The organism is Chloroflexus sp. (assembly GCF_034432675.1).
Lineage (GTDB): Bacteria > Chloroflexota > Chloroflexia > Chloroflexales > Chloroflexaceae > Chloroflexus.
This window is the reverse complement of sequence record NZ_DAOUBI010000235.1, coordinates 1-15053: the sequence shown is the minus strand read 5'-3', so window position 1 is coordinate 15053 and position 15053 is coordinate 1. Positions and strand designations below refer to the sequence as shown.

Annotated in this window: 11 protein-coding genes and 2 tRNA genes; 9 read left to right on the top strand and 4 right to left on the bottom strand. The window is 56.4% G+C overall.

The window, feature by feature from the left end:
• Positions 1–256: 256 nt before the first annotated feature.
• Positions 257–1141 (bottom strand): CRISPR-associated ring nuclease, encoded by an 885-nt coding sequence (locus VAE55_RS17785; protein ID WP_322817059.1) that lies wholly within the window; start codon positions 1139–1141, stop codon positions 257–259.
• A gap of 65 nt (positions 1142–1206) precedes the next feature.
• On the opposite strand from VAE55_RS17785, the gene VAE55_RS17780 reads away from it, so the two are divergent.
• Positions 1207–2361 (top strand): CRISPR-associated protein Csx3, encoded by a 1155-nt coding sequence (locus VAE55_RS17780; RefSeq protein ID WP_322817058.1) that lies wholly within the window; start codon positions 1207–1209, stop codon positions 2359–2361.
• Positions 2362–2603: 242 nt separating this feature from the next.
• On the opposite strand, the gene VAE55_RS17775 is transcribed toward VAE55_RS17780, so the two are convergent.
• On the bottom strand, positions 2604–3614 hold the full coding sequence (locus VAE55_RS17775) for a glycosyltransferase family 2 protein (RefSeq protein WP_322817057.1): 1011 nt from the start codon (positions 3612–3614) through the stop codon (positions 2604–2606).
• A 232-nt stretch (positions 3615–3846) separates the two neighbouring features.
• On the opposite strand from VAE55_RS17775, the gene VAE55_RS17770 reads away from it, so the two are divergent.
• The 6 genes from VAE55_RS17770 (at position 3847) to VAE55_RS17745 (ending at position 12377) form a co-directional block, all read left to right on the top strand.
• Positions 3847–4548, top strand: coding sequence for a GntR family transcriptional regulator (locus tag VAE55_RS17770; protein WP_322817056.1), 702 nt, complete (start codon positions 3847–3849; stop codon positions 4546–4548).
• Positions 4549–4556: 8 nt separating this feature from the next.
• Positions 4557–5765: a CoA transferase gene (locus VAE55_RS17765; protein ID WP_322817055.1), complete on the top strand. Its 1209-nt coding sequence runs from the start codon at positions 4557–4559 to the stop codon at positions 5763–5765.
• A complete protein-coding gene (locus tag VAE55_RS17760) occupies positions 5765–6718 on the top strand; it encodes a hydroxymethylglutaryl-CoA lyase (RefSeq protein ID WP_322817054.1) in 954 nt (317 codons plus the stop codon). Before VAE55_RS17765 ends, VAE55_RS17760 begins: the two co-directional genes overlap by 1 nt.
• A gap of 45 nt (positions 6719–6763) precedes the next feature.
• Positions 6764–8809, top strand: a complete 2046-nt coding sequence (locus VAE55_RS17755; RefSeq protein ID WP_322817053.1) for a hydantoinase/oxoprolinase family protein — start codon at positions 6764–6766, stop codon at positions 8807–8809.
• 22 nt (positions 8810–8831) lie between these two features.
• Positions 8832–10766 carry a hydantoinase B/oxoprolinase family protein gene (locus VAE55_RS17750; protein WP_322817052.1) on the top strand — a complete coding sequence of 645 codons (1935 nt, stop codon included), beginning with the start codon at positions 8832–8834 and terminating at the stop codon, positions 10764–10766.
• A gap of 948 nt (positions 10767–11714) precedes the next feature.
• Entirely contained in the window at positions 11715–12377 is a 663-nt protein-coding gene (locus VAE55_RS17745; protein WP_322817051.1) for an N-carbamoylsarcosine amidohydrolase, read from the top strand.
• A 66-nt stretch (positions 12378–12443) separates the two neighbouring features.
• On the opposite strand, the gene VAE55_RS17740 is transcribed toward VAE55_RS17745, so the two are convergent.
• A tRNA-Ala gene (locus VAE55_RS17740) sits at positions 12444–12519 on the bottom strand.
• A 43-nt stretch (positions 12520–12562) separates the two neighbouring features.
• A tRNA-Ile gene (locus VAE55_RS17735) sits at positions 12563–12639 on the bottom strand.
• A gap of 184 nt (positions 12640–12823) precedes the next feature.
• Here VAE55_RS17735 and VAE55_RS17730 point away from each other — a divergent pair.
• Entirely contained in the window at positions 12824–13840 is a 1017-nt protein-coding gene (locus tag VAE55_RS17730) for an ABC transporter ATP-binding protein (protein WP_322817050.1), read from the top strand.
• A 15-nt stretch (positions 13841–13855) separates the two neighbouring features.
• Positions 13856–14959: a dipeptide ABC transporter ATP-binding protein gene (locus tag VAE55_RS17725; RefSeq protein WP_322817049.1), complete on the top strand. Its 1104-nt coding sequence runs from the start codon at positions 13856–13858 to the stop codon at positions 14957–14959.
• Positions 14960–15053: the final 94 nt, after the last annotated feature.

The following is a 15053-nucleotide window of genomic DNA, read 5'->3' as shown; positions in this document are numbered from 1 at the left end:
TCCCTGCGATTTCAACATCAATGTTGCTGCTACGAAATTCGGCAGCGGGTTTGTGCCCACCAGCAAAAACAAATGATCGCTCTTATAACGATCCTGAATGGTAGGTTGAGTTGTCACTATACTCTCCTTGTAGAAAACGGCATCTGATGCGATTTCCCCTCACCCTCCATACTACCCCTTCCACCCTGCATCCACCTCACCACTACTACTGAAAAACAATCATCACCCCTTGTGATTATTCATCGCACACGCTCTGCTATACTCGTTCCACAAAGCCGGCAAAGTGATCGCGGAGAAACCGGTAGTCGAGGGATTCTGCAGCGGAGATATTCCAGGCAATGCGGCATTCTGCCAGGATGGTGGTTTTGTGGGAATTCACGGTGCTCAATGAGATCGAGAGCTGATCGGCAACCTGATCCGGACGTAATCCCTTCGCAAACGCCTGCAAGACATCGCGCTGGCGGGTTGTGAGACGATCCCAGACCTGCTGACAGCGTGGATCGTCACTAAGGAAGCGTTGTAGCTGATCTTGGATCGAGCGAGAGTCGAGTTGGGCCAGCAGGCGGAGGCCGGGGAAGTAGGCTCCCCAGGGTGTGAGCGGAATCTGAATCAGTGATACCCCATCTGCGGGCTGAACGTGCATCTGGGCACCGTCTTTGACACGCTGTAAGGTGGTTTCGGGGGTGTGCATATGCCAGAGTCGATCCTGGTGGTCACAGTAGAGTGCTGCAATGGAGGTTGCCAGGAGCGCCATCATACGCCGACCACCACTCAGGCAGAGATGGAGCCGTCGTCCGTTCGTTTTCAGATCAACGATGAGTTGGCGAATGGCCTGAAAGGCGATTTCGACATCGGTTGTGGTACGAATGTCGGTTAATTCGCTACCGTTTGCACCAATAGGTACTTGCCGCAGCCGACAACGTCGACCAGCGTAGTAATCATCGACAAATTCTCGTTGTAGCCGCTGCCAAGCCTGACGGGTGCGTTCGTTGGTGAGTGCAAGATGAAGAATGTAGACTTCCTGAATGGGTTCACCACGGGCGAGGAGCGCATCCAAAGCAAAGGTAACAACTTGCGGTTGTCCACCGAGGGTGGCTACAAGCACAGCCGATGGTTCTGTTGGTAAAACAATGTCTGGCATATCTATTAAATATCGGCAATAATGATAATTATTGTAGCATCATTCTCTGGAGTTTGGATGGAGAGATGAACACATTTCCCGCAGTGCTGATCGGCGGCCCTCCTCACAGTGGTAAATCCGTTTTGACGTACCTGCTCACGCAGTACCTTCGTCAGCGGGGCATCGAACATTATGTTTTGCGTGCATGTCCTGATGGTGAAGGCGACTGGAGCCAGGAGTCAACACCCGATCAGGTGCGTTTGTTACGGCAGAAAGGGGCATTTGATCGGACGTTTGTTGATCGGGTTTGTCGCGATATAGAACAGCGCCACTTGCCGCTGCTGGTGGATGCAGGAGGACGGCCTACGCTCGATCAGGAACGGATTATTCAGAGGTGTACACACGCGATTGTACTTTCAGCCAACTCGCAGGGAATGGACGAATGGCGTAACCGTGTTGAGCAATATGGATTGATTATTGTTGCAGAATTGCACTCAGAATTGCACGGGAGCGATCAGATTGAGGTTGAAAAACCGGTGCTGCGTGGGGTGATTAGTGGTCTTGAAAGGAATGTCCTGACCGGTGGGATGGTAGTAGAGGCATTGGCCAACCGGCTTGCCCGCCTGATGCATTATGAAAAGGCTGAACTGGTACAGCAGCATTTGCAACGGGCGCCTGCGGAACTCGTGGTTGATCTCGACCGGCTTGCCAGGCAGAGGTGGGCAGAGGCTACGCAGCGGAGATGGATACCACCCGATCTTCGACAGATTCTGGACAGCATTCCGGCAAAAACGCCCCTTGCTATTTATGGACGTGGCCCAAACTGGCTCTATGCAGCACTGGCAGGCCACACTGCCCCCGCGCCATTCTCCCTCTTCGATCCCCGGCTCGGTTGGGCGCAGGCCCTATCCCTGCAGCGTGTGCCACAACCCGTGGCTGATGTTATTCGCTGGCAGACCAGAGAAGAGCGGGATTATACCCTGCTAAAAGCGCACCTGTTAGAACCGTATCTCGATTACGATGATTTGTCAGACCTGACGGTACCGCGGCTTGATCCACAACGGGGAGTAGTAGTGAGCGGTAAATTGCCTTTCTGGCTACTCACCAGCCTGATCGTAACCTACCATGAACATCCGTGGCTGGCAGTTATTCAGCCACAACTCAATCCTAACAGTGTCATCATCTTTAGTCGATGCGAGGATTATCGCCCCGGCAATAGTATCCAGGTTGTGCTTGATTAGAAGGTGGATCATACGCCGTGTAAAGCCGTGTGATGACAGGTATGTCCTATCCACCAACAGGCAACCTGCTACATCGCCAGCGTAAATGCTGCCGGTGCAGAGCCACACGGCACGCCCTATCGCTCTTTGCCATCCACCCCCAAAACATCTCGCGGCAACAAAAACATCCTCAACAATACTCCTCTCCCCTCCCTCATCTCTTCTAATCTCTCTCCTATCTTCCCTCTCCTGTCCCCTATCTCCTATCCCCTATCTCCTCCCTCCCCCGCCAACTGCCGCCGCACCCGCCACGTACCGACGAGACCCAGCGGCGGTTCGATCCAGCGTGCCAGTTCGCCGAGCGGTGCGGTGCGGCGCGCTTGAATGCGTCGGCGCTGGTGCAGAAGCTGTGGCCATTCAGCCAGCGCCATGAGTCTGCCAGCCAGCATGGCGGGTTGCCGACGCAGCATGGCATAGGTAATCGCCAGCACGTCGTAGATCAGGATGGACGGCAAGCAGGCGAGCAGGAGTGGCGTAGGCAGGCAGCGGATCACCATCCGCAATCGGTTACGGCCCAGCAGGCGCTGTTTAAGTGGGCTGAACACGCCGGCAGTTGCCGAGTAGACATGGCGAGCACGAGCGGTAGGAGCCAGAACGCACTCCCAGCCTCGCAGACGGGCACGCCAGGCCAGATCGGCATCTTCCAGGTAACTGAAGAAATCGGCAAACAGGCCGGTGTCAGCGATCATTGTCCGCCGCAGAAGCGCCAGCCCGCCACTGGCACCGAAGATGGGTTGAGGATTGGTCGGCAGTTGGGTTACAGCCATACCAAGGGCATAGTCGGTAGCAATCCCATCGGCGTGGAACCGAATCCCGGCGCCGGCAACGATCTGTGGCCGGCGGCTGAAGGTCAACACGCCCGCTGCCCACCCCGCCTGCGGATGATGGCGCAGGGCTGCCCAGAGCGCATCAACACAACCCGGCTCGGCCAACGCATCGTCGTTGATGAGCATAATCAGATCGGTTTGGGTTGTTGCAATGCCGGCATTGACGCCACCGGCAAAGCCGGCGTTGTACGGCAAGGCAATGACACGGACGAGCGGAAAATGTCTGCGTACCCAATCCCCAGCCCGATCACGCGAATGATTATCAACCAGCACGATCTCATCGTGGGGAAGTATCTGGGCCTGGATAGCGCTTAGGCATGCCGGAAGAAAGCGTAGTGCGTGGTAGGTAGGGATGATAACTGCAATGGGTGGACGGGTACGACTCATAGCGACGCTCGTTTGTGATGGTTGTGTGCTATCCTGCATTATACCAATCAAACGACCGGTTTTGTGTGCGATCATCGCTTGACAAGGCACGGCGATCCTGTTATATTGTATACAATCTTCCGAGAATATAGGTATTATAACTGTTTAGCATAGCTTTTACGCCATTACGACGGGCTATTTCTGCTCGCTATTAACATTCGCCTTTTACGGTGTCCTACGACAATCTGCTGTAATGAACAAATTGTATACAAACGAAGAGACTTCTGCCGACCAGGTCTACCAGCGGCTGCGCCGACTGTTAATAGAGGGACATTATCCTCCCGGCTCCCGCCTGATCGAAGAACGGCTGGCGCAAGACCTTGGCGTGAGTCGGACTCCGGTACGGCAGGCGTTGGTGCGTGCTGCCGCTGAAGGGCTGGTGCAGATTTTTCCCAATCGCGGCGCTGTGGCACGGAGTTTTACCGTTGATGACTTGATCGAAATGTACGATTTACGCGCCTTGCTCGAGGGGCACGCAGCGTATCTGGCTGCCCGGCGGATTACCGCCGAACAGCTTGCCCGGATGGAGATGGCAGCAACCGCGCTTGAACAGTCACTTACGCTGACCTTTGAGCGGCGTCAGGACGAAGTGCATTTTCTGGTTGAACACAATGCTATTTTTCACCAGACTATTGCCGAGGCGGCCGGGAATCAACGTCTGATTGTGATGCTCAACCAGATCGTAGCGGTTCCTTTGCAATTTCGCTCGTTCTACTGGTATCAGCCTGAACAGCGCCAAATTTCCAATTTCTTTCACCGCAGTATCCTCAATGCGCTGCGACTCGGTGATGGTGACCGCGCCCGTGCAATGATGCGCGAACACATTTTTTATGGTCGAGATGTTCTGTTGCAAAGCCGGAGTGTAGAGGAAGCTATCGACTCTGGCGAGGAGTAGAGGGTATTATGAGTTCCCAACGTCCACCACGACCTCTCGATAATATTCGGGTGCTGGAATTGGGTGCGTTTCTGGCCGGGCCGTTCTGTGGTCAGTTGCTGGCCGATTTCGGCGCTGAAGTGATCAAGGTCGAACCTCCCGGCAAGGGTGATCCGATGCGCGAATGGGGTCGCCACCGCTACAAAGGGCGCACGCTCTGGTGGCCGGTGTTAGCCCGCAATAAGAAGTCGATTACGATTGATTTGCGCATACCCGAAGGGCAGGCCTTAGTCAAACGCCTGGTCCCCCACGTGGATATGGTGCTGGAGAATTTTCGCCCCGGTACGCTTGAAGAGTGGGGGCTGGGATGGGAAGAGTTACACGCGCTCAATCCCGGTCTGATCATGATCCGGGTGAGCGGGTTTGGTCAGACCGGTCCTTACCGCGATAAAGCCGGCTTCGGTTCGATTGGCGAGGCTATGGGGGGTATTCGGGCAATTACGGGCTTTCCAGATCGTCCACCAACCCGGATCGGGATCAGTATCGGCGACTCGCTGGCGGCTACGTTTGCCGCGCTGGGTGCCCTGGTTGCACTGCATCAGCGTCAACGCAGTGGACAAGGTCAGGTAGTTGATATTGGTATCTACGAAGGTGTACTGGCCCTGATGGAGAGTATGATCCCTGAATATCAATTGACCGGCCATATCCGTGAGCGTACCGGAAACATTCTCCCTAACGTTGCCCCCTCAAACATCTACCCAACGTCCGATGGCAGCTGGTTTGTCATTGGGGCGAATGCCGATACAATTTTCGCCCGCCTGGCTCAGGCTATGGGCCAGCCCAAACTGGCTACCGATCCGCGCTTCGCAACCCACCAGGCACGGGGAGAGCACCAGGCCGAACTTGATGATCTGATTGCAGCCTGGACGATTAACTATACCGCTGACCAGTTGCAGGTCATAATGGACGAGTACGGCGTCCCTGCCGGTCGTATCTACACCGCGAGAGAGATGCTCTCCGATCCGCATTTTATCGCTCGCCAATCGATTATCGGCGTCACCGACCCTGATTTGGGTGAGATCAAGATGCAGAATGTGGTGCCGCGGCTGTCGGCCACACCCGGCGGAGTGGACTGGACCGGTCCTGCGCTCGGTCAACACAATCGCGAAATCTTTACCGATCTGCTTGGTCTGATGGAGGATGATCTGGCAATGCTTCAAGCGAAACGGGTGATTTGATGGAAGCAGTAACGATTGTTGATGTTGCACCCCGTGATGGGTTGCAGAACGAGCCTGAAGTGTTAGAGCCGGCAACCCGGGTTGAGTTGATCGAGCGCTTGCTTGCAGCCGGTGTGCCACGGATCGAGATCGGTTCGTTTGTTAACCCACGTCAGGTGCCGCAAATGACCGGAATTGATCAGATTGCACGAATGTTGATTGAGCGTGGTCATAACCTGGCCGCCCGTACCACGAATGATCTCTTCCGCTTCACCGCACTTGTCCCCAATCAGCGCGGTTATGAACTGGCTGCTACCGTCGGACTACGCCACGTGCGGCTGGTGTTGGCGGCCAGCGATGGTTTGAATCGGGCAAATTTCAAGCGCACAACTGCCGAGTCGCTGATTGAATTCAGTCGCTTCGCGCTCAATATTCGACGTAATGGTCTCACGTTCGGGGTAGCAATTGGTGCCGCTTTCGGATGTCCGTTCGAAGGCTATGTTTCGCCCGAACGGGTTTGCGCGATTGCCGAACACGCTGCCGATATTGGTGCCGGCGAGATCATTCTAGCCGATACGACCGGTATGGCGGTGCCAACGCAGGTTGCAGCATTGTGTCGGATGCTTCTACAGCGCATCCCGGATGTCACGGTGACGCTACATCTGCACAATACGCGCAATACCGGGTATGCCAATGCTTTTGCCGCCTGGCAGGCCGGTATTCGTTCGTTCGATGCTGCGCTCGGTGGGATCGGCGGCTGCCCTTTCGCACCGCGGGCAGTAGGCAATATCGCCAGCGAGGACCTGGTGCATCTTTTCAACGGTCTTGGGGTACCAACCGGGATCGATCTCTCGGCGCTCATTACGGCATCCGATTGGCTCGGTGCAACACTTGGCCGCCCCTTGCCGGCACTGGTTGGGAAGGCCGGACCGGTGTATCCGCAAGTGGTGTCAATGACACATCACCTGTCATAAGCTACTGTCTGGGGAGTACATGGTTTTATCGGGAGGAATGGAGACATGAGCTATCGCATTGGAGTTGATGTTGGTGGAACGTTCACCGATCTGATGCTCTTCGATGAGGAGAGCGGACGCTACTGGCGCTACAAGACCCCATCCACACCACACGATCCGTCAGAGGCGGTACTGTCAGGAATCGCGGCGATCTGCCAGCAAGCCGGAATTGCTCCGGCGCAGGTAGCACAGATTATGCATGGTACGACCGTCGCGACCAATGTCATTCTCGAAGGCAAAGGCGCAAGGGTTGGGCTGATCACCACCGAAGGGTTTAAGCAAATCCTGCATCTTGCCCGCTCACAAACTCCCGGCCCACTTGCCGGCTGGATGATTATGATCAAGCCCGAACCACCGGCGACCCTTGCCGACACCCGCGAGGTTCACGAACGCATGAGTGCCCGTGGTGAGGTGGTTCGCCCCCTTGACGAAACCCAAGCCGAAGCAGTTATCCGCGAACTGGTCGCTTCCGGCATCGAGTCGCTGACCATCTCGCTGATCAATTCGTATGCCAACCCCGACCACGAGCGTCGCCTGAAAGCGATTGCCCAACGCATTGCTCCCAATCTCCCGGTCACCATCTCTTACGATGTATTGCCGGAGTTTCGCGAGTACGAGCGCACGCTCACCGCAACGATGAATGCGTATGTCAAACCCAAGGTCAAAACCTACGTCCACAATCTCGATCAGCATCTGCGCCAGCAGGGCGTGCAGGCGAAACTCAATATCCTGCGCTCTGATGCCGGTTTGATGACTGCCGAAACGACTGAAGAAAATCCGGTCTATACCCTTCTCTCCGGTCCTTCCGGCGGTGTAGCCGGAGCGTTGCATATCGCGTTGCGTGCCAGGTATCCCAATATTCTGACCTTCGATATGGGTGGTACGTCGACCGACGTTTCGCTCTGTATGGGGGAACCCAATATCGCCCGCGAAACCGTGCTCGGCTACTTTCCGGTAAAAGTTCCTTCGGTTGATGTACGCTCGGTCGGCGCCGGTGGCGGTTCGATTGCCCACGTGCCTGCCCTGACGCGAGCGTTGCGGGTTGGACCACAGAGCGCTGGGGCCGTGCCCGGTCCGGCCTGCTACGGAAAAGGCGGTACCGAACCGACGGTGACCGATGCCAATCTGGTCTGTGGGTATTTGCCACCGAGCATTCTCGGCGGGACAATGCAGCTCGATGTCGCCGCAGCCAGAGCTGCCGTGCAAAAGATCGCCGATGCAACCGGGTTGAGTCTGATGGCCGCAGCCGAAGGGATTCTGCGCATCGTGAACGAAAATATGTTCGGTGCCCTCCGCCTGGTCAGTGTGCAGCGCGGGTTTGATCCGCGCCAGTTTGCGTTGATGGCTTTCGGCGGCGCCGGGCCATTGCACGGCAATGCCCTGGCCGAACTGCTCGGTTGTTATCCGGTGATTGTGCCACCCGCACCCGGTCTGCTCTGCGCCCTCGGAGACCTGAGCGCCGATTACCGCGATGAGTTTGCCCGCACCTACATCCGCACCGTTGATCGGGTTGACCAGGAAGAGATGGTCGGTATGCTGCGCGAGCTGGGGCGTGAAGCGCAGGCAATGCTGAGTGAAGAGGCGATCTCGCCATCTCGCCAAGAGATTCGCTACTTCATTGATATGCGCTACTACCGGCAGGGCTACGAGATGCCGATTGCCGTCAGCGAAGCCGAATTCGATCAAGACCTGATCCCGATCCTGGTACAACGCTTCAACGAACTACACGACCGTACCTACGGTTTTATGCTCGACAGCAATGTGGAAATTGTGAACCTACGCGCAGTTGGGATTGGGCGCGTGACGAAAGTTGAGCTGCCCGAAGCGGAACCAGGTGACCCAGATGCCAGCAGTGCTTACAGCGGCGATCATCAAATCTACCGCCACGGTGAATGGATTACGGCAAAACTCTACGACCGCAACAAGCTACGTCCGGGTATGCAGGTCGAGGGGCCGGCGATTATTACCGAGGTTGACAGCACTACGGTGGTACTACCCGGCCATACGGCAACCGTTGATCGCTACTTCAACCTTCTGATCAACCGCAGTTAAACTGCTACAGCGAGGAGCATCTATGGCGACCAATCTCAAAATTGCGACGATCCCCCAGATCGAGATCGATCCGGTGACGCTCGATATTATCGAGAATGCGCTCAAGAATACACGCTATGAGATGGATGCTGTGCTTTATCGCACAGCAATGAGTCCGGTGATCCGTGAACAGCACGATCAGTTTCCGATGATCACCGATCCGCACGGGCGGATGGTCGTCGGTCAATTCGGCTCGTACATCGCCGGCCTGCTCGACAACTGGGATCAGACCATCGAACCGGGCGATGTTATTCTGCTCTCCGATCCATACCTCTGTGGTGGTGCTATCAGCCACATCAACGATTTGCTGGTGATGCTGCCCATCTTCTACGGCGAAGGCGATGAGCGGGAACTGGTCGGCTGGGCAAGCATGTTCGGCCATGCCCAGGATGTTGGCGGGCCATTGCCCGGCTCACTGCCGACCACGGCGACGACTATCTTCGGCGAAGGTTTGCGGCTGCCGCCGGTCAAAATCTACGAGCGCGGGAAGCTCAACCGGGCAGTCCTCGACATTATGCTCAACAACGTTCGCCAGCCTGAAATGAATCGCGCCGACCTGATGGCGATTATTGCCAGTTGCCGCACCGCCGAGAAGCGCGTGATCGAGCTGTGCAATCGCTTCGGCAAAGATGTCTACCTGGCGGCTACGCAGGCGCTCCTCGACCGCACCTATCGGGCGATGAAGGAGCTGATTGTGCGCAACCTGCCCGAAGAGCCACAGTCGTTTGAAGATTACGTTGACGACGACGGTCTCGGTAATGGGCCATTCAAGATGAAGCTGACCATCTGGCGCGAAGGCCACGAAGCCTACTTCGACTGGACAGGTACCGATCCCCAGGCGATGGGGCCGATCAACTTCTACCTCAACGAGTCGATGTTCAAGATGTTCATCGGCGTCTACCTGATCATGGTCTTCGACCCGCAAATCCTGTTCAACGACGGCTTTTACCCGCTGCTGCACGTCACCATGCCAAAGGGCAGCCTGATCCAGCCCGAATTCCCGGCAGCACTCGGCTGTCGTACCCACGCCTTGACACGCCTGTTCGATGTGCTCGGCGGTGCGCTGGCTAAACGAGCACCTGAATTCACGACCGCCGCCGGTTATGGTACCTCACCCTACCTGCTCTACTCAGGCTATGATAGGGATGGTGAGTTCTTCTATCTGATGGAAATCAACTACGGTGGGATTCCCGGTCGTCCGATTGGCGACGGTATGGACGGACACTCGTGGTGGCCGTTGTTCACCAACATTCCCACCGAATATCTGGAGAGCTACTACCCGATCCGTATCGAGCGCTACACCAGCATTATGGATTCAGGCGGTGCCGGTTTCCATCGCGGAGGGAACGGGATCGAGAAGATTTACACCTTCCTTGAGCCGGGTGAGATTTCGATCCACGATGACCGCTGGCTGACGCCACCATGGGGCAACGTCGGTGGCAAGCCGGGGAGTCGTTCGAGCAAGCTGCTGATCCGCACCGACGGTACCCGCCAGGTGTTACCCAGCAAGTGCGACCAGATCGCGGTCGAGCCGGGGGATCAACTGGTGTATCGGACTGCCGGTGGTGGCGGCTGGAAAGATCCGCTCACCCGGCCACCAGAGGCGGTTCAGCGCGACGTACGTTACGGATTGGTGAGCCGCGAGAAGGCACTGAACGATTACGGCGTTGTCCTCCGCGACGATCTCACAATTGACGAGGCGGCTACCGAAACCAAACGCAACGAACTGGCAGCAGCACGTGGCGAAATTAAAGGCTTTGATTTCGGGCCACCGCTGGAAGAATTGCTGGCCAATGCCGAAGCCGAAACCGGTCTCCCGGCACCGCGCAAACCGCAACCGGTACGCTGGGCCATGGCTCGCGCCGCTCGCCGCGAGCGAATGGCGTCGGCGCAGCAGCAGGCTGTCACTGCTGACTGATAGTTGCCAGAATTATGGGGGTGACAGGATATCCACCAGGGGATAGTACCATCCCGCTGCCTGTCACCCCAGCCTCTGCTGTTCGGCAGCAGAAACAGAGAGCTTCCAAACCGGTTCAAGCAATTATTTCCTGCACCCTCTCTCACGTATCTGGCGACTATGCATTACCCACAACATTTATGGTGTCAACCACGTGCATATCAGCAGGTATGATTGCCATAGGTGCTGTTTTGGGCAACATGCCAGGGATCAGTCGCACCGTGAGCTGTGCGCATCATGGACGGAGCGCAGCATGGTGGCGGCAGGGAACGTCGTGCCGGAGCGTGGGGCAGGGTACGCGAACGTATGTCATCATGCTGTGCTATCGTGCGCCTGTCGTCCAGGCGCTTGAGGCACCAACAAACACCTACTCGGCTCTTGGGCCGGTAGCAGCGCGTCACTCCAGCCGTGCTAGCACGTGCTGGATGGATTGCCGTACCCGCTCGTTATGCGCGTGTCGCACAGTTGGAGTGCGGCAGCATGGCTGCCGCAGCAGCCGTACTCACGATCCGGCGCGTGGCACGCTGTTACCCATCCTGGTCACGGAGGTACTGGATGTGCTCGTTACGATCATCAAGTCGGTCAGGCATGAATGAGTTACCTGCGCGTAGACGTTTGGTTGCACCAGGTTCGTGCCTGCGCACCAGCGCATCGCCCACGACCAGCACCTGACGGCAGTGGCGGGGAGGTTGGGCACACGGGCTGGAAGCCCGCGCCACGGAAGGCTCGCACCACGGGGAGCACTTGAACCTGACCAAACGCAGCAGGATGCCATGGATCGCATGGTCACACAGTGTGCGTGACATATGGCACCATATCCATGACAATGTGATATGAGGCTTCACACCGGCTTCTGTGCGACATGTGGGTAATGCATAGCCCGTATCTGGCGGAAGGGGGATATTGCTCATGGCCGATTACGATCATCTCACCGCCGACTACCGCCGGCACGGCCTAGCCGGACGGGTCGGCTTTGGTACCTCGCCGGCTTTACTGGTTATCGACTTCATCAAAGCCTACACCACGCCCGGATCGCCCCTCTACGCTGCGCCCGGCGTACCGGACGCGGTACAGGCCAGTCAACCATTGCTGGCAGCAGCTCGTGCGGCGGCGATACCCATCATCTACACCACGGTCGCTTACGCCAACGATGGCCGTGATGGTGGTATTTTCGTCCAGAAAGTACCGGCACTCCGCCAGCTCACCCACGAATCACCGCTTATCGCCATCGTCGATGAACTTGCGCCGCAACCAGATGATCTGGTGATCGAGAAGAAGTATGCCAGCGCCTTCTTCGGTACCCATCTTGCCGCAACGTTAACCGCATTACGGATTGACACACTGATCATGATCGGCTGTTCGACCAGTGGCTGCATTCGGGCCAGTGCAGTTGACGGCATGCAGCATGGATTTCGGGTCATTGTGCCCCGTGAGTGTGTCGGTGATCGAGCCCCTGAACCACACCTCGCCAACCTCTTCGACATCGATGGTAAATACGGTGATGTAGTTAGTGTGAGCGAGGTACTGGCATACTTGCAGCGGTTTGCGGCTAGAGCGCATACACTGCGTTAGAGTGAAAAACCAAAGGCCGTGGCATAACCACGACCTTCAGCACAGCAGGAGGGGGGAGATGAATTGTGGTGGAGCGAAGGGGATTCGAACCCCTGACCTTCTGCGTGCAAAGCAGATGCTCTACCAACTGAGCTATCGCCCCAAAAGAAGAGAGAATAGAGAGACATTCTCTATTCTCTCTCGGTTGGTGGGCGTAGGTGGACTCGAACCACCGACCTCAATCTTATCAGGATTGCGCTCTAACCTGCTGAGCTATACGCCCTCACAACGCCGATGAGTATAGCACAGCCAGGGGATCATGTCAAGTCATGCGAAATCCTTGACAGTAACCGGTTTCTTGTGGTACTATCCCCAACATCCGCACAGGAAAAGGTAAACATAACAACGCAGAGGCATGGTCACGTTCGCCAGAAATTCAGTGCGACACCGTAACAAAGGATTAATGTATGGCTCCATTGCTAGAAGTTCGTGACCTGCGCACCTATTTTCACACGCAGGACGGCATCGTCAAAGCGGTTGACGGTGTTTCTTTTTATGTCAATCGCGGCGAAACCCTCGGCATCGTGGGCGAGTCGGGGTGCGGTAAGTCGGTTACATCGCTCTCCATTATGCGCCTGATTCCCAGTCCGCCGGGCAAGATTGTCGGCGGGCAAATTTTATTTGACGGCGAAGACCTGCTCCAGACCAGCGAAGAGGAGATGCGCCACATCCGCGGGAATCGGATCGCGATGATCTTTCAAGACCCCATGACATCGCTCAATCCCGTCTTGACGGTAGGGCGTCAGATTACCGAGTCGCTTGAATTGCATCTCAAGTTGAGCAAAAAAGAGGCACGTGACCGGGCCATTGAGTTGCTTGATATAGTCGGGATTCCCTCGGCCAGCAAGCGCCTTGACAATTATCCGCATCAGTTTTCAGGTGGTATGCGGCAACGGGTGATGATTGCAATGGCGCTGTCGTGCAATCCTGAATTACTCATTGCCGACGAGCCTACCACTGCCCTCGATGTGACGATCCAGGCCCAAATCCTTGAGTTGATCAACCGCCTGCGTGAAGAGCTTGAGACAGCGGTTATTCTGATCACCCACGATCTCGGCGTGGTCGCCGGTATGACCGACCGTGTCACGGTAATGTATGCCGGTAAGGTGGTCGAAGAGGGACCAACGAGCGAGATCTTTGCCAATCCACGGATGCCATACACGATTGGATTGCTCCGTTCAATTCCGCGGCTCGATGAAGAGCGTGGTCGTCGCCTGACACCCATTCGGGGTCTTCCACCCAATTTGATCGACCTTCCCCCTATTTGCCCCTTCAGTCCACGCTGTGATTATGCACGTGAGGAGTGCCTGGCAAGCGTGCCGGAATTACGCAGCGTTGGCACCGATCATCGAGCGGCCTGTCATTTCGACATTACGCTAGAGACACCTGTTCCGCGAACGATGACCACCAATGTGGCGGCTTGATAGACGAGGCGAGGCATGACGACGCTGAAACAATCATCCGGTGAATACCTCATCGAGATCAAAGATCTCCGAATGTACTTTCCGGTAACGCGCGGGATCATCTTTCAACGACGGGTTGGTACGGTCAAGGCGGTCGATGGGGTGAGTTTTAGGATCAAACGTGGCGAAACGCTCGGTCTGGTCGGCGAGTCGGGATGTGGCAAGAGCACAACCGGACGTGCAATTCTGCAATTGTACCGACCAACCAGTGGTCAAGTGTTGTTTGAAGGTACCGATCTGACCAAACTGAAGGGAAATGCGCTACGCCAGATGCGGCGTCGGGTGCAGATGATCTTCCAAGACCCCTACGCCTCGCTCAACCCGCGCATGACGGTTGGCGATATTATTGCCGAACCGATCCGGGTTCACAAACTACGCGAAGGGCGCACTGTGCGTGAACGGGTCGAAGAATTACTGCATCTGGTCGGCTTAAATCCCACCTTCGCGAATCGCTACCCACACGAGTTCTCCGGTGGACAACGTCAACGAATTGGTATTGCCCGTGCGCTGGCCGTCGAGCCAGACTTTGTGGTCTGTGATGAGCCAGTGTCTGCACTCGATGTCTCGATCCAGGCTCAGGTGGTCAATCTGCTGGAAGAATTGCAGGACAAACTCGGTCTGACGTATCTCTTCATCGCCCACGATTTGAGTGTGGTCAACCATATCTCTGACCGGGTAGCGGTGATGTACCTAGGTAAGGTGGTTGAACTGGCCGAAGGGCCAAAGCTCTATTCGATGCCACTCCATCCATACACTCAGGCACTGCTCTCGGCAGTACCAATTCCCGACCCGAAAGTGGAAAAGCAGCGACGCCGGATCATTCTTGAGGGTGACGTACCCAGTCCGCTTAACCCGCCGCCGGGATGCCATTTTCACACCCGCTGCCCGATTGCCATTCAAAAGTGCAAAGAAGAAGAACCACCCTTCGTAGATTACGGAAATGGCCATTTTGCCGCGTGCTGGCGTGCACGCGAAAGCATCACACTGATGCCGGAAGTGGCGCGCAAGCAAGCCGAGGCCGTCGCTGCCCGCATTGCTGCCGATGCCAGCAAGGTGAAGAGCATCTCGCACGAGCACTAAACGTGCATTGACGACCATCGTCGGTGTCATCACGCACTGGATTGGTTGCCTTACCCGCTCGTTATGCGCGTGTCGCAGCGTTTGGAGTGCGGCA